At 67.8% G+C, this 21,002-nt stretch carries 18 protein-coding genes; 4 read left to right on the top strand and 14 right to left on the bottom strand.

Annotated elements, in window-relative coordinates; genetic code table 11:
* Positions 1-63: 63 nt before the first annotated feature.
* A complete protein-coding gene (locus tag AC4JJG_RS12930) occupies positions 64-696 on the bottom strand; it encodes a LysE/ArgO family amino acid transporter (RefSeq protein WP_495401464.1) in 633 nt (210 codons plus the stop codon).
* A gap of 103 nt (positions 697-799) precedes the next feature.
* Here AC4JJG_RS12930 and AC4JJG_RS12925 point away from each other — a divergent pair, with 103 nt between their 5' ends.
* Positions 800-1,729 (top strand): LysR family transcriptional regulator ArgP, encoded by a 930-nt coding sequence (locus AC4JJG_RS12925; RefSeq protein WP_495401682.1) that lies wholly within the window; start codon positions 800-802, stop codon positions 1,727-1,729.
* Here AC4JJG_RS12925 and AC4JJG_RS12920 read toward each other — a convergent pair.
* Together AC4JJG_RS12920 and ku are read right to left on the bottom strand one after the other, a co-directional pair.
* Positions 1,665-3,026, bottom strand: coding sequence for an MFS transporter (locus AC4JJG_RS12920; RefSeq protein WP_495401465.1), 1,362 nt, complete (start codon positions 3,024-3,026; stop codon positions 1,665-1,667). The genes AC4JJG_RS12925 and AC4JJG_RS12920 overlap by 65 nt on opposite strands.
* A 131-nt stretch (positions 3,027-3,157) precedes the next feature.
* Positions 3,158-4,111, bottom strand: coding sequence for a non-homologous end joining protein Ku (gene ku / locus AC4JJG_RS12915; RefSeq protein ID WP_495401466.1), 954 nt, complete (start codon positions 4,109-4,111; stop codon positions 3,158-3,160).
* A gap of 85 nt (positions 4,112-4,196) precedes the next feature.
* Here ku and AC4JJG_RS12910 point away from each other — a divergent pair, with 85 nt between their 5' ends.
* A complete protein-coding gene (locus AC4JJG_RS12910; protein ID WP_495401467.1) occupies positions 4,197-6,638 on the top strand; it encodes an ATP-dependent DNA ligase in 2,442 nt (813 codons plus the stop codon).
* A gap of 86 nt (positions 6,639-6,724) precedes the next feature.
* Positions 6,725-7,498, top strand: coding sequence for a metallophosphoesterase (locus AC4JJG_RS12905; protein WP_495401468.1), 774 nt, complete (start codon positions 6,725-6,727; stop codon positions 7,496-7,498).
* 83 nt (positions 7,499-7,581) lie between these two features.
* On the opposite strand, the gene AC4JJG_RS12900 is transcribed toward AC4JJG_RS12905, so the two are convergent.
* On the bottom strand, positions 7,582-8,604 hold the full coding sequence (locus AC4JJG_RS12900) for an ElyC/SanA/YdcF family protein (RefSeq protein ID WP_495405773.1): 1,023 nt from the start codon (positions 8,602-8,604) through the stop codon (positions 7,582-7,584).
* A 156-nt stretch (positions 8,605-8,760) separates the two neighbouring features.
* Here AC4JJG_RS12900 and AC4JJG_RS12895 point away from each other — a divergent pair, with 156 nt between their 5' ends.
* Entirely contained in the window at positions 8,761-9,216 is a 456-nt protein-coding gene (locus AC4JJG_RS12895) for a DoxX family protein (protein WP_495401470.1), read from the top strand.
* A 313-nt stretch (positions 9,217-9,529) separates the two neighbouring features.
* On the opposite strand, the gene AC4JJG_RS12890 is transcribed toward AC4JJG_RS12895, so the two are convergent.
* From AC4JJG_RS12890 to AC4JJG_RS12845, 10 genes are all read right to left on the bottom strand, one after another.
* Positions 9,530-11,032 (bottom strand): NAD(P)(+) transhydrogenase (Re/Si-specific) subunit beta, encoded by a 1,503-nt coding sequence (locus AC4JJG_RS12890; protein WP_495401471.1) that lies wholly within the window; start codon positions 11,030-11,032, stop codon positions 9,530-9,532.
* On the bottom strand, positions 11,029-11,334 hold the full coding sequence (locus AC4JJG_RS12885) for an NAD(P) transhydrogenase subunit alpha part 2 (protein ID WP_495401472.1): 306 nt from the start codon (positions 11,332-11,334) through the stop codon (positions 11,029-11,031). Before AC4JJG_RS12885 ends, AC4JJG_RS12890 begins: the two co-directional genes overlap by 4 nt.
* Positions 11,334-12,413: an NAD(P) transhydrogenase subunit alpha gene (locus AC4JJG_RS12880; protein ID WP_495401473.1), complete on the bottom strand. Its 1,080-nt coding sequence runs from the start codon at positions 12,411-12,413 to the stop codon at positions 11,334-11,336. The genes AC4JJG_RS12885 and AC4JJG_RS12880 overlap by 1 nt, the downstream gene beginning before the upstream one ends.
* 381 nt (positions 12,414-12,794) lie before the next feature.
* Complete coding sequence (locus tag AC4JJG_RS12875; protein ID WP_495401474.1) at positions 12,795-14,258, bottom strand: FAD-binding protein; 1,464 nt, start codon at positions 14,256-14,258, stop codon at positions 12,795-12,797.
* A 137-nt stretch (positions 14,259-14,395) separates the two neighbouring features.
* Positions 14,396-14,599 carry a heavy-metal-associated domain-containing protein gene (locus AC4JJG_RS12870; protein WP_495401475.1) on the bottom strand — a complete coding sequence of 68 codons (204 nt, stop codon included), beginning with the start codon at positions 14,597-14,599 and terminating at the stop codon, positions 14,396-14,398.
* Positions 14,600-14,675: 76 nt separating this feature from the next.
* Positions 14,676-14,981 carry a metal-sensitive transcriptional regulator gene (locus AC4JJG_RS12865; protein ID WP_495401476.1) on the bottom strand — a complete coding sequence of 102 codons (306 nt, stop codon included), beginning with the start codon at positions 14,979-14,981 and terminating at the stop codon, positions 14,676-14,678.
* Positions 14,982-15,058: 77 nt separating this feature from the next.
* Positions 15,059-15,961 (bottom strand): hypothetical protein, encoded by a 903-nt coding sequence (locus AC4JJG_RS12860; protein ID WP_495401477.1) that lies wholly within the window; start codon positions 15,959-15,961, stop codon positions 15,059-15,061.
* Positions 15,962-16,209: 248 nt separating this feature from the next.
* Complete coding sequence (locus AC4JJG_RS12855) at positions 16,210-17,178, bottom strand: alpha/beta fold hydrolase (RefSeq protein WP_495401478.1); 969 nt, start codon at positions 17,176-17,178, stop codon at positions 16,210-16,212.
* Positions 17,175-18,812 carry an L-aspartate oxidase gene (gene nadB / locus AC4JJG_RS12850; RefSeq protein WP_495401479.1) on the bottom strand — a complete coding sequence of 546 codons (1,638 nt, stop codon included), beginning with the start codon at positions 18,810-18,812 and terminating at the stop codon, positions 17,175-17,177. The genes AC4JJG_RS12855 and nadB overlap by 4 nt, the downstream gene beginning before the upstream one ends.
* 54 nt (positions 18,813-18,866) lie before the next feature.
* Positions 18,867-20,987: a heavy metal translocating P-type ATPase gene (locus tag AC4JJG_RS12845; protein WP_495405772.1), complete on the bottom strand. Its 2,121-nt coding sequence runs from the start codon at positions 20,985-20,987 to the stop codon at positions 18,867-18,869.
* Positions 20,988-21,002: the final 15 nt, after the last annotated feature.

Raw genomic sequence — 21,002 nt, 5'->3', positions numbered from 1 at the left:
CTCGACTCGCTGCTGCGACTTCGGCCGAGGTCGCGAGAACGAGGTGAGGTCGCGGCAGGAGGGCTAGAGACCGCTCAGGAGCAGAGCACCCATCGCGAACATGACGGCGGCGACCAAACCGTCGAGCATGCGCCACGCTCTCGGGGTGGCGAAGACCGGCGCGAGTCGTCCGGCGCCGACGCCGAGCAGCACGAACCACAGCAGGCTGGCGACACAGGCACCGATCGCGAAGGCCCACTTGCCATTTCCGTGACTGTTGGCGATGGCGCCCATGGTCAGCACGGTGTCGAGGTAGACGTGCGGGTTGAGCCAGGTCAGCGCGACGGCCGCGCCGACGGCCGACCATCGGCCGACCGATCGCGTCCCGGCACTCGTGCTGATCACGTCGTCGCTGCGCAGACAACGACGAACGGCGAAGAGTCCCAACACGATCACGTATGCGGCACCGGCGATGCGGGCCACGGTCACGGCACCGGGGTGCGACGTGACAATCGCCCCGAGACCCGCGACCCCGGCGACGATCAGCACGATGTCGGAGACGACGCACACCACGATCACCGGTCCCACATGCGCACGGGCCACACCTTGACGCAGCACGAACACGTTCTGCGGACCGATGGCGACGATCAGCCCGGCACCGGTCAGCAGGCCGGCGAGTGCCGGCAGCAGCGAGGCGAGGAGGCCGGAGGAAGTCATATCCGCCACGCTAAGCAGCCACGCACCGACAATCCAGCGAATGTTTCTGATGAATCATGAAACGAACTAATGTCGACGGTACGCTCGGGATGTGGACAGGCGCGTGGAGATCACCCAGGAGGGACTCGCGACACTGAGCGCGGTGCTCCAGCACGGCACCTTCGACGCGGCGGCCGCGGCGCTGCACATCACACCGTCCGCGGTGAGCCAGCGCATCAAGGCTTTGGAGACCTCTGTCGGCCGAATCGTCTTGCGGCGCACCAAACCTGCCACCGCGACGCCGGACGGCGAGACTCTGGTCCGCCTCGCCGCCCAGTGGCGACTGCTCACCGACGAGGCGAGTGCCGAACTCATCGGCACCCGGCATCCCGAGTCCGGCGATCCGCGCATCCACCTGCCCATCGCCGCGAACGCCGACTCGCTGGCCACCTGGCTGCTGCCGGTGCTCGCCGAGATGCACCACGCCCACCCGGTCGCCATCGAGGTGCTTCGCGACGACGAGAGCCAGAGCTCCCGCTTCCTACGGTCCGGAGAAGTGTTGGGCGCCATCACCTCCGACCCCGTCGGCATCCGCGGGTGCACGGCGCGACCACTCGGCGCGATGCGCTACCTTCCGGTCGCCACACCCGAATTCGTGGAGCGCTGGCTACCCGACGGTCCCACCGCCGCGGCGATGGCGCGCGCACCGATGGTGTTCTTCGACCGCAACGACTACATCCAGCTATCGGTACTGGCGATGCTGACCGACGAACCGTCCGGACCGGATGATCCGCCACCGATCACCTACATCCCCGCGTCCACCGAGTATCACCGCGCGGTGGAGTTGGGGATGGGCTGGGGAGCCGTGCCGCATGTGCAGATCGACGAGGCCCTCGCCGCGGGCCGCGTGGTGCAGATCGTTGATCGTCACATCGACGTCGAATTGTTCTGGCAGTACTGGAAACTCAGCTCGCCGGTACTGGACGCGCTCACCGATCTGGTGGTGTCCGCGGCGGCGGACCATCTGGTGAAGACGAGTCGTCGAGATCGGTGACATTGATCCGCAAGGGATTCTCGATCTCGTCCCGCCACAGCCGTGCGGCCAGGTAGAAGGCCACGGCGACGGGCACCGGCAACGCACCGGCGAGGAAGAACGTCCAGGTCAGTCCGATCAGTTGGCTGACGGGCGCGGCGATCGCCATGGACACCGGCATCAGCGCCACGGAGACGAAGAAGTCCAGGCTCGCGATGCGACCCAGCATCTCCGGTGGCACCCGCCGCTGTAACAGCGTGCCCCACAACACCATCGGGCCGTCGAACAGCACGCCCATCACGAATCCGGCGAGTACGAACAGCCAGGTGCTGTTCGCGAAGGCCATGATCACCAGCGGCAGGCTGCCGAGCCCGAACATCCCGAAGATCACCGTCAGGTAGCGGCGCGGCATGGGCACCGAGGCGAATCCCAGCGAGACCAGCGCGGCACCGACACCGAAGGCGGCCAGCACCAGCGCATGGTCACCTGCGTCACCGTCGGCCCGCTCCCGCAGGGCGAAGGGCACCAGCACCTCGATCGGCCCCATCGTGGCCAGCACGAGCAGGCAGGCGAAGAACAGTGTGGCCCAGAGCCACGGTGTGCGTCGCAGATAGCGGAACGCGTCCAGCAGATCGGTGACGACGGCCCCCGCCGGGTGAGCGGCGTTCTCGTCGGACTCGCGCCGCACCGGCACCGGCCGCATCGCCACGTACGCCAGACCCGCACAGGCACTGGCGATTCCGGCGAGCACGATCGCCACGCCCGGTGACGCGATGGAGATGGCCGCGCCGGCCGCCATCGGTCCGACGGCCTGCAGGATCACCGGACGCAGGAAACCCTCGATCCCGTTGGCGGCCTGCAGGCGATCGGCGGCCACGATCGACGGCAGCAACGCGGAGTAGGCCGGGTAATACATACCGGTGGTGACTCCGCCGACCAGCGCCGCCGCGACCAGCATCGGCATCCCCAGCAGGCCGAGCAGCGAAGCCGCACCGACGATCGCGAAGGCCGCGACCTTCACGACCTCGAGCGCGATGATGATCGAACGCTGGGAGATCCGATCGGCCAGCACGCCACCCGCGAGTGTGGACACCACCATGCCCACCGAGGCCGCACCGGTCACCAGCGCCACCTGTCCGGGACCGCCACCGAGGGCGATGACCTGCCACACCACACCGACGGTCCACACACCGTCGGCGAACATGGCCAGCACCAGGCCGAGTGCGAGCAGCCGATACTGCCGGCCCGCGAACGGTTTCAGCGCGGTCGGCAGTCGGTGGCCGGAGGTATCCGGGCCGTGTTCGGCCAGGTTATGCACTCTGTGAGCGTGCATGACCGGCCGGCGTGACGCCATCGAGTTTTCGGATGCCCTGCGAAAAACATCGCCGTGAGCAACCACCGAGGGCAATATGCCCTCGAACACCGCTCAGGACGACGTTTTCAGCAGCCTCAGGCGGTCTTCTTCGTCGCGGCCTTCTTGGCGGGAGCCTTCTTCGCCGCGGCCTTCTTCGCCGGAGCCTTCTTGGCGGCGGCCTTCTTGGCGGGAGCCTTTGTGGCGGGCTTCTTCTCGTCGGAGTCCGCGCTTCCGGAATCCGCGCTTCCGGAGTTTGCGCCGCCGGACGCGCTGTCCTTGTCCTTGACGGAGGCGCGCAGCGCGGCGAGCAGGTCGGCGACCTCCGAGTCGGCATCGTCGTCGGTGGCGTCGTCGCTTTCCGGGAACGCTTCGGCCCCTTCGGATTTCGCTGCGATGAGCTTCTGCAGCTCCATCTGATAGGTGTCCTCGAACTCGTCGGGATCGAAGTCCTTGGCCATCGTGTCGATGAGGGAGGACGCCATGGCGAGTTCCTGCTCGCGGATCTCCGGTTCGTCGCCGAGGAACTCGAAATCCGGCTTGCGCACCTCATCCGGCCACAGCAGCGTCTGCAGGGTCATCACACCGTCCACCACCCGCAGCGCGGCCAGGCGCGTCCGGTTGCGGAGGGTGAAGGTAGCGATCGCGAGACGGTCGGTCCGTTCGAGCGCCTTCGCCAGCAACGCGTAGGCCTTCGGCGACTTGGAGGCCGGCTCCAGGTAGTAGGGCTTGTCGAAGTAGATCGGATCGACCTGGTCGGTCGGCACGAATTCGAGGATCGAGATCTCCGGACTCTTCTGCACCGGCAGTGTCGCCAGATCCTCCTTCGTGAGGATCACCGGGTCACCGGAATCCGTCTCGTAGGCGTTGGCGATGTCGGAGTAGTCGACCTCGGTGTCGGTCCCCTCGCGCACCCGTCGGTAGCGGATACGGGTCCCGTCCTTGGCGTCGACCTGATACGACTTGCGGTCGTGACTCTCGGTGGCCGAATACACCTTGACCGGCACGTTGACCAGGCCAAAGCTGACGTCACCTTTCCAGATCGAGCGCATGGCGCCCATTGTGCCACCATGTACGCCGCGCGAAGGACCTCCGCGTGCACAATTGTGATCATGGGTGCCGACAGGGGTGATACGCATGGCGGCCGGTGACAGCGTCGAGGTCGACGGCCACCGTATCTCCATCACCAACCTCGGCAAGGTGCTGTATCCGGCGACCGGCACGCGAAAGTTCGAGGTCATCGACTATTACACGCGTATCGCCGACGTCATGCTCCCGCATCTCGCGGGGCGGCCGATCACCCGCAAACGCTGGCCCAACGGGGTCGATTCGATGCCGTTCTTCGAGAAGGCGCTGCCCGAGTCGGCGCCCGACTGGATCGAGCGTTTCGACGAGCCGCACAGCAAGCGGGTGATCACCTATCCGGTCGCCAACCAGCGGGCCGACCTGGTGTGGTTCGGTCAGATGGCGGCACTGGAACTGCACACCCCGCAGTGGCGGATTCCCGGCTTCGACGGCACCGACGACTCCGCCCCGCTCGCCGACCGCCTCGTTCTCGACCTCGATCCCGGCCCCGACGTGCCGTTGCACCGCTGTGCCGAGGTGGCCCTGCTGATCCGCGACATGCTGGCCGGCGCCGGACTCACCGCCTATCCGGTGACCAGCGGCGGCAAGGGCATTCACGTGTACGCACGGTTCCCGGCGCCGGTGTCGCCGAACGCGGCGCGCACGGTCGCCAAACAGATCGCCACGAGTCTGGCGGCGGCACATCCCGACGAGATCACCGCGTCGATGGCGAAGTCGGTGCGCGATCACCGCGTCTTCATCGACTGGAGTCAGAACAGCGCGTCGAAGACCACTCTCGCCCCGTACTCGATGCGCGGGCGCGAGGAACCGTGGGTCGCCGCACCGCGGACCTGGGCCGAACTGTCCGAACCGGATCTGCGTCAGCTGCTCTTCGGCGAGGTGCTCGAACGCGTCGACGCCGACGGGGATCTGATCGCCGGACTGGACGGACCGGCCGGTGACGAGGGTGCCGAGATTGACGAAGCCGACCTCGGCGAAGCCGGCACCCACGCCGCCGACGAGATCGTCGACGAGATCCGGCATGACCTCGACGATTCCTCCGGACAACCCGACTCGCGCGCAGCCGGGGAGGTCGTGAACCTGCGCGAGTACCGCCGCAAGCGCGACGAGCGCCGCACACCTGAGCCCTTCGGCGACGATGAACACCGTAAAACCGTTGCGATGCAAGGTGAATCCCAGCCCATCTTCGTCATCCAGGAACACCACGCACGGCGGCTGCACTACGACTTCCGGCTGGAGCGCGACGGCGTGCTGGTCAGCTGGGCCGTCCCCAAGAACCTGCCGACCGACCCCGACCAGAATCGGCTCGCCATCCACACCGAAGATCACCCGATGGACTACGCCGACTTCGCCGGCGACATCCCGGCGGGCGAATACGGCGGTGGCCATGTCGAGATCTGGGACCGGGGCACCTACGAGACCGAGAAGTGGCGCGACGACGAGGTCATCGTGCGTCTGCACGGCGATCGCATCCAGGGGCGTTACGCACTCATCCGGACCGGCGACAAGAACTGGCTGGTCCACCTGATGACGGATGAGCCCCGGCCGATCATGCCGGACAGCCTGAAGGATCCGCGGCCGATGCTCGCCACCGAGGAGACCATCGACAACCTCGACGGCCGCGACTGGGCTTTCGAAGGTAAATGGGACGGCTACCGCATCCTGGTGCGCTGGATCGACGGACAGTACCGGCTCACCTCGCGGTCGGGTGTCGACATGACCGCGGATTTCCCCGAATTGCAGTCCATCACCGACGATCTCGGCCTCCTCGACGTCGTGCTCGACGGTGAGGTGGTGGCCGTCGACAGCAGTGGGCGCACCAACTTCACGTTGCTCGCCGGCCGCAATACGGCCGAGGAGCCGTATCACCTCAAGCTGCTGCTGTTCGACATCCTGTACCTGAACGGATCGTCGCTGCTGCGGGTGCCGTGGTCGCAGCGTCGGGAACTGCTCGAGGAGCTGGCACCACTGTTCCGGGATTCGCCCTACGTCGAGATCCCGCCGCTGCTGCCGGGTCCCGGCAGCGCCGCGATGGAGTACAGCCGCGATCACGACCTCGAGGGTGTGGTCGCCAAGCGGCGCTCGTCGACGTATCAGCAGGGCCGCCGCTCCGCGCAATGGCGGAAGCACAAGAACTGGAGCGACATCGAGGTCGTCATCGGCGGCTATCGGCCCGGCCGTGGCAACCGCGCCGACACCATCGGATCACTTCTCCTCGGACTCCCCGAGGAGACCGGGCTGCGCTACGTCGGGCGGGTCGGCACCGGCTTCACCGACGCCCAGTTGCGCGCCCTCGCCGAAGAACTCGCGCCTCTCGAGATCCGGACCTGTCCCTTCGTCGACAAACTCGACCGGCCGGTCGCGAACAGCGCGGTGTGGGTGCTGCCCAAGCTCGTGGGCGAGGTCCGCTTCATGGACTGGACCAGCACCGGCCATCTGCGCCATCCGAGCTGGCGCGGCATCCGTCGCGACAAACTGCCCGGCGACCTCTGAACCGGTCACCGTTGCGCACCCCCACCCCGGCGCACCCACCAGCCCCGACTAGCCTCAGCACAGGTGCCCCCGAACGAGGAGCGTGTGTGTTCGTCATCGCGCACATCAGCGATCTGCATTTCGATGGGACGCGGTATCACCGCGACCGGATCGAGGCAGCGCTCCGCTATGTCAACGAGCGGGCCGAGGGCATCGACGCCTTGCTGGTCACGGGCGATATCACCGAATCCGGCCAACCGGAGCAGTACCGCGAGGCAGCCGAGGTCCTCTCCAGCCCCGTCCCGATGATCGTCACCGCGGGCAACCATGACCGTCGCGAGACGCTCAGTGCCGCACTCCTGGGGCGGGAATCGGACCGGCCGGTCAATCGGACCGAACGCATCGGGGACGTCCTGCTGATCGTCGCGGACAGTTCGGTACCCGGCCGCAACGACGGGTATCTGAGCGACGAGACGCTGGCGTGGATGTCCGGTGCCATCGTCGCCGCGGGCGAGCAGACGCCGGTGGTGATCGCGTTCCACCATCCGCCCGCGACGCTCGCGATGACGTACATGGACAGCATCCGGCAGACCGGCGAGGACCGGCTCGCCGCACTCGTCGACCAGCATCCGAACATCGTCGGCTTCGTCTGCGGGCACGTGCATTCGCCGTCGGTGACGATCTTCGCCGGACGCCCCCTCGCGATGGCGCCGGGTGTCGCGTCGACGCTCAATCTGCCGTTCGAGGGCAGCGAGATCCTCGCCGAAGGTCAGCCTCCCGGCGTGGCCTTCCATGTGCTGATCGACGACGCCACGCCCGCGACCGCCGTGGGGTCGGGCCCCTGGCGGATGATCACGCACTTCCGCGCGGCCGTCGACTGACCAGACCGGTTGCCACGCTCACCTTTTCCGCTCCCGCGGCACCAATACCCCTGAGCGGGAACGGAGAACGTGAGCGCGGGTCGTCAGCCCTGCGCCGACGACCCGGAACCGAGCAGCGTCTCCAGCAGCTTGCCGCCGATCTCCGGGATCAGACCGGGTCCGGTCTCCGGGAGTTGCTGCGGGAGCGGCAGACCCGTCTGGCGGGTGGTGGGGATCTTTGCGGCACGGGTGGCCTCGAGGCGGATCCCCTTCTGCTGATCCAGCGTCAGCGGCTTCGCGTACTTCGCGAGGTCGGTCTCGGTGGTGACGGTGGCGACCGTCCGCAGTCCGACGGCGGCGAAATCGGCTGCCGCCCGGCGGATATGGTTCGGCGACGTGATGAGCACGACGTCGGCGATGCCCCGTCCCCGCAGGATCTCGGCGGTGTTCTGGGCGTTGGCGACCGTCGAGCCCGACCGGTCCTCGGCGGTGATACGCGCCGCGTCGACTCCTTTGCCGACGAGCCACTTCTTCATCGCGACGGCTTCGGTGACACCGGATTTCGGTGCGCCACCGGTCACCACGATGGGGGCGGTGGTCGACGTCTGCGCCTGCTGCAGACCGGCGGTCACCCGGCGCACGAGTTCCGGCGCCATCGCGCCGTTGCGGTTGAGGCCGTATCCGAGAACCACGATCGCAGTGCGTCCGCCGACGGCCTTCGGCGCGGTGTCCGGGACGATCTTCGCGGCCGCGTCGACGCCGTTGATGATGTTGCGGGCCGTACTCGCGAGCGCTGGATTCAGCCGTCCGAGACGGTTCAGTGCCGCCTGGCCGGTCGCCGCGTCCCCACCTTGGACACCCCAGATCGCCTGGAGCGCAAGGGCATCGGCATCGATCGGGGCGACAGTCAGATACTGCTTCAGTTGTTCGAGTCCGGCGGCCACGTCGCCCGCGGCGAACTTCTGCTGGGCGGTGTTGTACATCGTCGCCGGATCGACAGCCGTCGCGGACGGACGGATCGTCGGTGACGAATGATCCACGAGCGGCAGGGTGCCCACGACCCCGCCGATGGCGGCGCTCGCCGCGATCGTCACGACGGCAAGCCGGGCACGCTTAACTTTCGTCACACGAGTCACTCGCGTAACAGTACGGTCGGTGCGCAACGTGCACATACCCGTCCGATAGCAACTCGATAACGGGGAGCGCCGATGAGTTCTGCCGGCCGCCGTTGTCCATATCGGCATCAGGACATCCTGAACCGACATCCCACACCGGAGGACACCATGAACACAGAAGGAACGTTGCACGCGGGAACCGATTCACTCGGCGGCCGCACCGGCACCGACGCGGACGCGCGGCCGTCGAACCGACTCCGGATCGCCGGTGTGGTCATCAGCGTCCTGGTCGGCGCATTCCTGGTGTTCGACATCGTCGGCAAGTTCACGCGGCCGCAGGCGGTTCTCGACAGCATGGCCGACCTCGGATTCCCCGCAAACCAGAGCTACGTGATGGGTGCGGTCCTGCTCGTCGGCCTCATCCTCTTCGCCATCCCGCGCACCGCCGTGCTCGGCGCCATCGCCGTCAGTGCCTACCTCGGCGGTGCGGTCACCGCGAACATGCGCATCGAATCCCCACTCTTCAGCACCACGCTCTCCGCGGTGTACGTCGGTGTGCTGCTCTGGATCGGACTGATCCTGCGACGGCCGGAACTGTTGCGCACCCTGGGTCTTCGCCGCTGACCCCCGCCGGATCTCGATACGCCCTCGGCTGGCGCCTCGTGCTACTCGATCAGCGAGAACAGGGTGCCGACACTCGCTGGTCGAGTAGCAGCGGCGCGGCACTCGCCTGGCGACACTCGCCGGTCGAGTACCAGCGGCGCGACACTCGCTGGTCGAGTAGCAGGGGCCGCGACACTCGCCTGGCGACACTCGCTGGTCGAGTAGCAACGAGCGAGCGCAGCGAGCCCGGTGCGTATCGAGACCACCTGCTACAGCAGGGATCTCGATACGCCGACTCGCTGCGCTCGGCGGCTACTCGATCAACGGACGAGGATTACAGAGCCTTCAGCTCTTCGATGACACCCTCGACGGACTTCTTGGCATCGCCGAACAGCATCGACGTGCCCTCACCGAAGAACAGCGGGTTCTCGATGCCGGCGTAACCCGAGGACATACCGCGCTTGAGCACGATCACGCTGCGGGCCTCGTCCACGTTGAGGATCGGCATGCCGTGGATCGGGCTCGACGGGTCATTGCGGGCCGCCGGGTTGGTGACGTCGTTGGCGCCGATGACGATCGCGACGTCGGTGCGCGCGAACTCACCGTTGATGTCGTCCATCTCCTTCATGGCGTCATACGGCACATCCGCTTCGGCGAGAAGCACATTCATGTGTCCGGGCATGCGGCCGGCGACCGGATGGATCGCGTACTTGACCTCGACGCCCTTCTCCTCGAGCAACGACGCCATCTCCTTGACGGCATGCTGCGCCTGAGCGACCGCGAGGCCGTAACCGGGCACCACGATGACCTGGTTGGCGTACGCCATCTGGATCGCGGCATCCGCGTTCGAGGTGGCCTTGACCGTGCCACCGGCGGCGCCCGCAGGACCACCGGCACCGTCGTCGCCACCGAAGGACCCGAACACGATGGCCGGAATCGACCGGTTCATGGCCTTGGCCATCAGATTGGTGAGGATGGTGCCGGACGCGCCGACGATCATGCCGGCGACGATCATCGCCTGGTTGTTCAGCGCGAGACCCGCTGCGGCAGCGGACAAACCGGTGAGCGCGTTCAGCAGCGAGATGACGACCGGCATATCCGCGCCGCCGATCGGGAACACCACGAACAGACCCATCACGCCCGCGACGACCAGCAGGGCCACGATCGACCACCACGGGGTCGCCTCGGCGGAATCCGCATTCAGTCCGATGTAGACGGCGAGCGCGATGGAGGCGATGGCCAGCACGATGTTCGCCAGCTGGAAGACCTTCGCCGCCTTGACGAATGCCTTCTCCAGGTTCTTGTTCAGCAGTTCCTGCAGCTTCGCGAAGGCGACCAGCGAACCCCAGAACGACACCGAACCGATGATCGCGGCGAACAGCGAGCCGACGATCACGTGGACGTCCGGGGTCTCGTGGACCGCGGTGAATCCGTCGGTCTCGAGGAACTCGGCCCAGGCGATCAGCGCGACCGTGCCGCCGCCGACGCCGTTGAACAGCGCCACCAGCTGCGGCATGGCGGTCATCTTGGTCTTCAGCGCAGGCGGAATGCCCAGCACCACACCGACGATCAGGCCTGCCGCGATGAGCACCCAGTTGATCGTCGGCACGCCGGCGTCGCCCGCGTTGTTGTAGACGGCCAGCAGGGTTGCGACGATCGCGATACCCATGCCGACGGCGGCGATCCAGTTGCCGCGCACCGCGGTCTTCGGACCGGTGAGGCCCATGAGGCCGTAGATGAACATGCCGAACGCCACGATGTAGAGCGCCGTGACGCCGTAGCCGAGGCCCTCGGAGACCTGAGCCGACTCGGCCAGATTCAGGACAGACGCGCTCACTTGGCGGCCTCCTTCTTACCCTTGAACATCCCCAGCATGCGGTCGGTCACCGCGAAACCGCCGACCACGTTGAGCGTGCCGAACACCAGCGCGACGAAGGCGATGATGCGGACACCCCAGTTGGCATCGGCGGGCAGCGAACCCAGCACCACCAGGGCGCCGAGCACGACGATGCCGTGGATGGCGTTCGTGCCGGACATGAGCGGGGTGTGCAAGGTGTTGGGCACCTTGGAAATCACCGCGAAGCCCACGAACCCGGCCAACACCAGGATCGCGATATTCGCCAACAATCCCGTGTACATCAGGCAACCGCCTCTCGGGTCACGCATGAGGCAGCGATGACCTCATCGTCGAAATCGGGTGCGAACGCACCATTGTCGTCGAGCATCAGCTCGATCAGTGCGAGCAGGTTCTTGGAGTACAGCTCACTGGCATGCTCGGGCATCGTCGCCGGCAGGTTCAGCGGCGAGGTGATGGTCACGTCGTGCTTGACGACGGTCTGCCCGGGTTCGGTCAGCTCGCAGTTGCCGCCGGTCTCCCCCGCGAGGTCGACCACGACCGAACCGGCCTTCATACCCTCCACCGCGGCCGCGGTGACCAGACGCGGCGCCGGACGACCCGGCACCAGGGCGGTCGTGATCACGACGTCGAAGCCCTTGATCGCGTCCTCGAGCGCCTTCTGCTGCTGTGCGCGTTCGTCATCGGTGAGTTCACGCGCGTAGCCGCCCTCACCGGCCGCGTCGATGCCGAGGTCGAGCCACTGCGCACCGACGGACCGCACCTGCTCGGCGACCTCGGGACGCACGTCGTAGCCCGTGGTGCGGCCGCCCAGACGCTTGGCGGTGGCCAGCGCCTGCAGGCCGGCGACACCGACACCGAGAACCAGCACGGTCGCCGGCTTCACGGTGCCCGCGGCCGTGGTCAGCATCGGGAAGAAGCGGGTGGCGAGATCCGCGGCGACGATCACCGACTTGTAACCGGAGACGTTGCCCTGCGAGCTCAGCGCATCCATCACCTGCGCGCGCGAGATACGCGGGATGGCCTCCACCGCATAGGCCTCCACACCCGCCGACTTCAGCGCACCGATCTGATTGTCGGCGTTGCGCGGGGCCAGGAACCCGATCAGCTTCTGTCCGCTGCGCAGCTTCGCGATCTCGGTATCGGTCGGCGGCGCGACCCGCACCACCACATCGGCCGAATACGGATCGCCGATGGTCGCACCGGCGTCCACGTAGTGCTCGTCGGGGATCAGGGCGCCGAGACCGGCCCCCGACTCCACGATCACCGGCACGCCTTTGCCGACCAGCGATGCCACGACTTTGGGGACAAGCGCCACTCGGCGCTCGCCCGGGGCCGACTCACGCACGACACCCACACTCATAGTTCTCACCTGTCAGGTTCACATCTGGGGAAGCGACCGGCGTTGACGACGATCGGCGTACCCGGTCCACCATTGGGTCGTGAGTTTCCGGGCAGACGTATACCTGTCACCCGGCTCACAAAATGTCCGACGAACATAACATGCCCTCAGCCGGGCACAGGAGCACAGTCGGATTGGTCACTTTGGGCTTGACTACGACCGGCAAATCGGACTCGCCGATCACCGGGCACCGACTGCTCGTTTCGGGATCTCGATACGTTCTCGGCCAGCGCCTCGAACTACTCGATCAGCAGGCACCGCCCGCGCCCCCGGACCACTCGACCTACGACCGCTGATCGAGTAGCCGGCGAGCGCAGCGAGCCGGCGTATCGAGATCCACCATCACCGGCCCGATCGGGCGGCGGCATGCCGTCCGGCACGGCGCCCGAAATAGGAGCCCTCACCGAGCTGGGTGCCGCTGGCGTAGCCCTTGCCGTCCTGCGCGATATTGGCGGCGCAGGCGCCCGCCGCGTACAACCCCGGGATCGGCGCGCCCTGCTCGTCGAGCACCTCGGCGTCCACGGAGGTGGCCATGCCGCCGATGGTGAAGCAGGAGTACATCGCCTTGCCCAGGCTCAGATCGTAGGCGGCCCACGGTCCCTGATCCTGCGGCGCAAGGAATTCCGCCGACTTGTGGAACTCGGGATCGTCGCCGTCGGCCGCATGCTTGTTGTAATTGGCGAGCGTCGTCTGCAGCCGGCCCGCCGGGATACCGAGATCGGACTCCATCTCCTCGACGGTCTCCCACCCGTCGATGAACTTGATCAGCGGCACCTCGGGGCGTTGCAGGTGCGCTTCGTCGACGATCAGGTAGGCAACCGAGTCCGGCTGCTCCATCACGAAACCCGAAGTGCGCGAATGATAGGAGTCCTCGGCGACGAACCGGTCGCCGTTCTTGTTGACCACGATGCCGGTCAGCAGGACGCTGGGCGGATAGATGGGTGCGGTGACGAACGCCTGATCCATATGCTTCAGCGCGGCCCCCACCGACTCCCCCAGCCGGATGCCGAGGCCGTCGTCGTAGGTGCTGCCGAGTGTGAAGGGTTTCTCCGCGACGTGCGGCACGTAGCGGGCGACCATGTCCTCGTTCATCACGAAGCCGCCTGCTGCGATGATCACCGACCGCGCCTTGATGAATCCCTCCTCGCCGGGGCGACGCCACTGCACTCCGACGACCGCGCCGGTCTCGTCCACGACGAGTTGCCGAGCGCCTGTCTCGTAACGGATTTCGGCTCCGAGTTCGCCGAGACGCTTGACCAGCAACTCGACCACCATGGACGCGCCGCCGGTGTCGCCGGGCACCGGAACCTTGTGGCCGCGCGGCGCGGGCTTCGCCATGTTCTTAAAGGGCCACACCTTCTCGTTGCCGGTGTACATCAGTCCCTGCGTCTGCGGCTGGATGACCGCCTTCTCCGGGTAGAAGCTGCGTTCGAAGGCCACGCCGAGTTCTTCGAGCCAGTTGAAATGGTCGACGCTGTCGAAGCAGTACGCGTGGATCTTCTCCGGCTCCGGGTCGCGTGACACCGCGGTGATGTACTTCTCCATCTCCTCCGGGCTGTCCTCGTGCCCGGTCGCCTTCTGCACGGCCGTTCCACCACCGAGATAGAAGTGGCCACCGGCCATGCAGCTCGTACCGCCCGCCTCGGCAGCGCGTTCGAGAACGAGCACCGTCGCGCCGTTGGACGCCGCCTCGACGGCCGCGCTGCCGCCCGCGACGCCACACCCGATCACCAGCACGTCGACCTCGTCGGTGAAGGACTCCACGGTGTCGACTGCGATGGTGTCCGGGATCTGCACGTCTGCCATGCCGACAGACTAGACGACAAACTAGAACTCGTTCTAGTTACTGTCCGGAAACGACCGACCACACAGAGAAACCGGTCGCCGGAACCACTGCGATTCCGGCGACCGGCTCAGGCGTTCGCGCGTTCCCGATACGAGGATCAGGCCAGCTGGTAACCCGCCTCGGTCACCGCGGCCGCGACCTCGTCGCGCCCGAGTTCGCGATCACTGGTGATCTCGACGGCGCCGGTGTCAAGCGTGACATCGACGTTCTGGACGCCGTCGATCTCGCCGATCTCCTCCCGCACGGACGAGACGCAATGCCCACAGGTCATGCCGGTGACGGTGTAGGTGCTGGTGGCCATGAGAATGCCTCCTCGGATTGCTCGACAGATCGTGCCGAATGATGAATTCGCTTGTGCAACAAATAGTTTCAGACGCTCAGGACTTGACCAGCCGAGCGATTGCCTGCATGGCCTCGTCGACCTTGGCCTGCCCCTGCTCGTCACCTTCGCGTGCCGCGTTGACCACGCAGTGCCCCATGTGTTCCTCCAGCAGCCCCAGGCTCACCGCCTGGAGCGCCTTGGTCATCGCGGACACCTGGGTGAGGATGTCGATGCAGTACGCCTCTTCCTCGACCATCCGTTGCAGACCGCGGGCCTGCCCCTCGATCCGCTTGAGCCGGCGGAGGTAATCCTCTTTGTTCTGATTGGCGATATAGCCGTGCTGCGCCTGCGTGTCGGTCATCTGCGATCCCCTTACTGCGGTACCGGGTCCAGGTATACCACCGCACACCCGGAAACGCTACCCCCCTAGGGTATAGCTCACCGTTGCCGCAACGCCGCGGCCAGGCGCTCGAGAGCGACTGCGATGTCTGACAGCGCGGCCGCGATGGCCGAGTCCTGGAGAGCGGCCTGGCCGGGCTCGGACGCCGGGTTCTGCGAGGACGCTCCCCTGCGCGGCCGCGGGGGTTCGGGCACCTCCGGATGCGGCGGCGTGGGCGGTTCCCCGGCATCCGGCATGCGATGACGACTGCCGGCGAACGGCGCCGCAGGTGGCGGCTCGGCACCCGTGGAGCGGCGGCCGCCGCGGTAACTGTCGCGACCGGCGCCGGCATGTGCACCGGACAGTTCCGCTTCCGGCTCCTGCGCGGGATCCACGACGGCACGTTCCCCCGTCGCACCCGCCATCGGGATCACCGGTTGAGGTTGGGACACCGGCGCGGGCTGCGACTGCGGAGGTACCGGGGGCGCACTCGGCGCGGGCGGAGGAGGCTGCGGAGCCGACGGTCGGACGAATGGGATCTCGGTGTCGATCGTCCGACCGAACTGGTCGGTCTGCGGCCCGCGCAACGGCGCCGCGCTGCTCGCGGCGCGCCCCGCGACGGCGTGACCGTTACGCGGACGCGCCGTCGGCTGCCCGGTCGACTGCGCGAAGTAGTGGGGTCCGCCGTGGCCTTCGAAGTACAGACAGGGCGCCCCCTGAACCGAGTGCACGGTGCACGGATTGCGTTCGATCAGCGATTGCGCGTGGTCGTCGAAGTCGTTCCACTCCAACCAGAGTCGGCGGTCGCTGCGGGGATACGGACTGGCGTCGGTCGCGTGATTGCCCGCGTGGCCGGCCGCGAGCCTGCAGTGCAGCAACCACTCCGAGTGTCCGGTCAGGCCGAGGGCCGCTCGTTCGGCCGGGGTGCAGACGACCGTCGACCAGCACCCGTCGCCGTTCATCCGGCCTCCCTGTTTCGTGCGTGTGTGGATTCACCACAGATCGACTGTCGATACCGCCAGCGATATCACCACAGACCATCGACCTGCATGGTGACTTCGGCGTTTCCCCGGAACCGAACTCCACGCGCCGACGGTCATCCCGGATCGATGCTGTCCCCTCCGCCGCCAGTGTACGAAAGGATCGGCGTTCGTGGCCAGTTCCCCACGCGGGCCGTCGCGAGCAATATCGGACACCTCGCCCGTGGCCGTCACTCGACGGCCGCTCCCGCGTCGTCATCCTGAATCCCGCATTCAAGGAACGACAGAATGTGTTGTCGCACAGGCTCCGGGGAGTCGAGATGCGCGAAATGCCCGGCATCGGCGATCCGCTCGACACGACTGCCGGGCGGCATCCGTCCGGCGAGCCGGTCGACGAACCGCACATCCATGCAGCCGTCCTCCACGCCGTGCAGATACAGCATCGGCACCCGCGGCGTACCCAGCCAGGACCGTGCGAGAGTCGCGTAGCGCGGCGACTCACCCACCCGGCGGCGCGCGGGCGGACGCACCAGGGCGCGGTAGTAACCGAGGGCGGCGCTCCGGTGCGCCCGCGTCGGCAGCGCCTCGAGTGCGTGCGCGATGTCCTCCGCGGCGGGCGACGGCCCCCAGCGGCGCCAGAGCCACGGGATGAGCCTGCCCAGCACGCGCTCCGGGACGACGGGCACCTGCTGGAATCCGATGTACCAACTCAGCGCGGCCTGCCGCAGCAACAGGCGGAGCGCCTCGAGGCCGGGGTTGCCCGCGTCGCGGACCGGCCCGAGCGGCGGGACGGCCATCGCGATCACGCGGCGGAACGGCGAATCCGCGAGTCCCGCGACGGCGTGCACGGTGATCGCACCCCAGTCGTGTCCGATCAGTACGGCACGGTCGTCACCGCCGAGCGCGTCGTGCAGGGCCAGCGCATCGGATGCGAGCGCGGCGATGTGGAAGTCACCGTCGGACGGGATGTCCGACGGCGCGTACCCGCGGGTGAACGGCGCGACCGCGCGATAACCCGCATCGGCCAGCGCGGGACCCAGGTATCGCCACGTCCATGCCGAATCGGGATAGCCGTGCAGGCACAGTGCAAGGGGCGCCTCCTCCGCACCCCAGGCGAGTGCGCGGAGCCGGAGACCATCGAGGTCGATCGTGATCGACTCGGGTTCGGTTGCCCCGGAACGGGATTCGCCGGCGGTCATACCGCCGCACCGGCGGCCGGACCGCGTTCGGCCACCACGTCATCGCGGCGAACGGGTGCGCCGTCGGCCCAACCGAAGACATGTGACCGGCCGTCGGGATCGGTCTGCGGGTAATCGACGCGGTGATGACATCCCCGGGATTCGGTGCGGGCCAACGCGGCCGCGACCACCAGCCGGGCACCGACGAGCAGCGCCGCGTCCTCGAGGTCGTGCCCATCGGCCATGGGGCGCATCGGCGCATCCGCGAGCGACCGCGCGGCCGACTCGAGCGACTCGGCACCCCGGCGGAGGCCCACGCCCTCCGACATCATGTCCTGCAGGACGGTGCGGTCCAGCGCGGGCCGCTGCGCCGCCGACGACGACGGTGCGACCTCCACCACGGATTCGCCACGCCTCGCCGCGGCGACCGTCGCGACCCGGCGCCCCATGACCAATCCCTCCAGCAGACTGTTCGACGCGAGCCGGTTACCGCCGTGCAGTCCGGTGCGTGCGACCTCGCCGGCCGCCAGCAGTCCCGGTACCGATGTCCGGCCGTCGACATCGGTCAGAACGCCGCCGCACAGATAGTGCGCACCGGGTACCACCGGCAGCATGCCCGAGGCGACGTCCAGACCGGCGGCCGCGACGCCTGCGGTGACCGTCGGGAATCGCATCCCGAAGTGATTGATCGACGTGACGTCGAGGTACACGCACGGATGACCGGTGCGCTCGATGGCGTCCTCGACCGCATTGGCCACCACGTCCCGCGGCGCGAGGTCGCCGCGCGGATGAACCCCCTTGGTGACCGGCCTGCCGTCCACGTCGATCAGACGGGCACCTTCCCCGCGCACGGCCTCGCTGATCAGCGCGCGTCGCCCCCGAGCACCGTCCACGTACAGCATCGTCGGATGGAACTGGATGAACTCGATGTCGGTGACCTGCGCACCCGCGAGCACCGCCAGTGCGACCCCGTCGGCCGTGGCCCCACCGGGATTGGTCGTCGCCGCATAGAGATGCCCGACGCCGCCGGTGGCGAGGACGACCGTCGGTGCGTACACGGCGCGGTCCTCACCGGACTGTGCGAACGCCACACCGACCGCGCTGCCGTCCGCGCAGAGGATCTCGGTGGCCGAGGCATCGTCGACACAGACGATCGACCGGTCCTTCGCGGCCAGACGCAGCCGCCGGGCGAGCGTGCGTTGCACCTGTGCCCCGGTCGCATCGCCCCCGGCATGGATGATGCGCCGCACCGAATGTCCGCCCTCGCGGGTCCGGAGCAACCGGCCGTCGGAGGAACGGTCGAAGATGGCGCCGCGGTCGATCAGTTCGGTGATCGCCGGCCACCCGTCGGCCAGGATCGGCCGGGACGTCGCCGGGTCGGTCAGACCGGCCCCCGCCGCCACCGTGTCGGCGAGATGCAGGTCGACGGAATCCTCGGGCGCACCGGGATCGGCTGCCAGCCCCGGCTGCACGACCGCGATGCCACCCTGCGCGTAGAAGGTGGAGGTGGACTGCTCGGGCCGGTCGGAACGCCAGGCGGGCCCCTTGTTGAGGACGACGACCCGGAGGCCGGCCTCCGCGGCCGAGAGGGCTGCGGTCAGGCCGGCCACACCGGCGCCGACGACCACCAGATCGGCACGTTCGGGACTCGCCATCACACCACCCTTGCAGCGTTTTCGATTACCGGTCGAAAACGCTACCGCAGGTGGTCACCCCACCGATAGGTCCGCACGTCGCAGCAACTGGGCGTTGAGTGCGACGATGACCGTCGATGCCGACATCAGGATCGCGCCCACCGCCATCGGCAGCACGAATCCGATGGGTGCGAGGATGCCCGCGGCCAGCGGCACCGACACCAGGTTGTAGCCGGCGGCCCACCACAGGTTCTGTGTCATCTTCCGATAGGCCAACTGCGACAGGATGATCGCCGATACCACCGTGCGGGGATCGGAGCCGGCCAGCACCACGCCGGCCGAGGCGATCGCCACGTCGGTGCCCGCACCGATGGCGATCCCGACGTCGGCGCGCGCCAGGGCGGGTGCATCGTTGACGCCGTCACCGACCATCACCACCGTCGAGCCGTCCTGCTGGAGTTCGGCGACGATCCGTTCCTTGTCCTCCGGCCGCACACCCGCGTACACCTTGGTGATGCCGAGTTGCTCGGCCACCCGATGGGCGACCTCGGGTGCGTCACCGGTGACCATCATCGTCCGGATGCCACGCGCGGCCAGCGCGCGCACCGTGTCGAGGGATTCGTCGCGGACCTGATCGGCGAGGGCGAGCGCGCCGACGACCTGATCGTCGACGATCACGTACAGCACCGTATTGCCCTCGGCGGCAAGGCCTTCGGACTCGGGAAGCGCGGTCAGTCCGGTCTCGGTGAGCAGATTCGGACCGCCCACCGCCACCGACGACCCGTCGACCGTCGCACGCACCCCGACCGCGGCACTCGCGGTGAAATCGGAGGCCGGCGGTACCGCCAGGTCGGCCTCGACGGCGGCGTTGACGACCGCGGTCGCCAGCGGGTGTTCGCTGTCGGATTCCGCTGCGGCCGCGAGCGACAGCACCCGGTCGACGGTCCATCCCTCGGCGACGACCGTCTTCACCACTGCGGGCTCTCCCTTGGTGAGGGTGCCCGTCTTGTCGAAGATCACCACGTCGGCCAGGCGCAGGGTCTCCAACGCGACGCGGTCGGTGATGAGCACACCCATCTTCGCCGCGCGTTCGGTGGCAATGGACACCACCAGCGGGATGGCCAGCCCCAGGGCGTGCGGGCAGGCGATGACCAGGACGGTGATGGTGCGGATCACCGCGTTGTCGGGTTGCCCGACGGCCACCCAGACGATCGCCGTGATGACCGCGGCGACCAGTGCGAACCAGAACAGCCAGCCGGCCGCCCGGTCCGCGAGGCGCTGGGTGTGACTCGACGAGTTCTGTGCCTCCGACACGAGACGCTGGATGCCGGCGAGCGTGGTGTCGTCACCGACTGCCGTGACGCGCACGCGGATGGCGGTGTCCGCGCTCACCGATCCGGCGACCACGGTGTCCCCCACGGTTCGCGTGACCAGCGTGGATTCACCGGTGATCATGGATTCGTCGACTTCTGCTGTGCCGCTGACGATCTCACCGTCGGCAGGCACCCGCGCACCGGGACGTACGATCACCAGGTCACCGACGGTCAGCCGTGCGGGTGACACCTCCTCGACCTCGCCGCCCACACCCTGAGCGTCGGCACCGACGACCAGGTCGGCGGTATCCGGCAGCAGCGCGGCCAGGGACTGCAGGGCCGAGGTGGACTGCGCGATGGAGCGCATCTCGATCCAGTGCCCGAGCAGCATGATGACGATGAGCAGGGCCAGTTCCCACCAGAAGTCGAGCTCGTGGTGGAGGATGTCCAGCGACGCACCCCACGACGCGACGAACGCGACGGTGATCGCGAGGGCGATCAGCATCATCATTCCCGGTGCGCGGGAACGGAATTCGGATACCGCGCCGGTCAGGAACGGCTTGCCGCCCCAGACGTACATGACGGTACCGAGGATCGGCGAGATCCACGCCACCCAGCCGGCGTCGGGCAGTGAGTAGCCGATGAGGTCGGCGAACATGGGGCTGGCCACGACGGTGGGCACGGCCAGCACCGCCATCACGAAGAACAGTCTCCGGAACATCGCAACATGGTCGCCGTGCCCTCCGGAGTGACCCTCGTGGCCGCCATGCCCCTCGTGACCATCACCGTGTCCGCCGTGCTCGCGATGCGGGTCAGCCGTGCCGTGATGTTCGTGGGCCGTCCGTGGGCTCGATGCGCCATCGGCCATATTCGTCTCGTCCATGCCCTCCGTTTTATA

The sequence above is a fragment of the Gordonia sp. B8661-1 genome, assembly GCF_059427765.1.
This window is presented reverse-complemented; position numbering and strand designations above follow the sequence as displayed.

What these genes read in the sequence shown, in the direction of transcription:
- AC4JJG_RS12930 (WP_495401464.1), bottom strand. Translation starts at nt 696, where the DNA reads ATGACTTCCTCCGGCCTCCTCGCCTCGCTGCTGCCGGCACTCGCCGGC.
- ku (WP_495401466.1), bottom strand. Translation starts at nt 4,111, where the DNA reads ATGCGCTCGATCTGGAAAGGTGACGTCAGCTTTGGCCTGGTCAACGTG.
- AC4JJG_RS12910 (WP_495401467.1), top strand. Translation starts at nt 4,197, where the DNA reads ATGGCGGCCGGTGACAGCGTCGAGGTCGACGGCCACCGTATCTCCATC.
- AC4JJG_RS12895 (WP_495401470.1), top strand. Translation starts at nt 8,761, where the DNA reads ATGAACACAGAAGGAACGTTGCACGCGGGAACCGATTCACTCGGCGGC.
- AC4JJG_RS12885 (WP_495401472.1), bottom strand. Translation starts at nt 11,334, where the DNA reads ATGTACACGGGATTGTTGGCGAATATCGCGATCCTGGTGTTGGCCGGG.
- AC4JJG_RS12880 (WP_495401473.1), bottom strand. Translation starts at nt 12,413, where the DNA reads ATGAGTGTGGGTGTCGTGCGTGAGTCGGCCCCGGGCGAGCGCCGAGTG.
- AC4JJG_RS12875 (WP_495401474.1), bottom strand. Translation starts at nt 14,258, where the DNA reads ATGGCAGACGTGCAGATCCCGGACACCATCGCAGTCGACACCGTGGAG.
- AC4JJG_RS12870 (WP_495401475.1), bottom strand. Translation starts at nt 14,599, where the DNA reads ATGGCCACCAGCACCTACACCGTCACCGGCATGACCTGTGGGCATTGC.
- AC4JJG_RS12865 (WP_495401476.1), bottom strand. Translation starts at nt 14,981, where the DNA reads ATGACCGACACGCAGGCGCAGCACGGCTATATCGCCAATCAGAACAAA.
- AC4JJG_RS12860 (WP_495401477.1), bottom strand. Translation starts at nt 15,961, where the DNA reads ATGAACGGCGACGGGTGCTGGTCGACGGTCGTCTGCACCCCGGCCGAA.
- AC4JJG_RS12855 (WP_495401478.1), bottom strand. Translation starts at nt 17,178, where the DNA reads ATGACCGCCGGCGAATCCCGTTCCGGGGCAACCGAACCCGAGTCGATC.
- nadB (WP_495401479.1), bottom strand. Translation starts at nt 18,812, where the DNA reads ATGGCGAGTCCCGAACGTGCCGATCTGGTGGTCGTCGGCGCCGGTGTG.
- AC4JJG_RS12845 (WP_495405772.1), bottom strand. Translation starts at nt 20,987, where the DNA reads ATGGACGAGACGAATATGGCCGATGGCGCATCGAGCCCACGGACGGCC.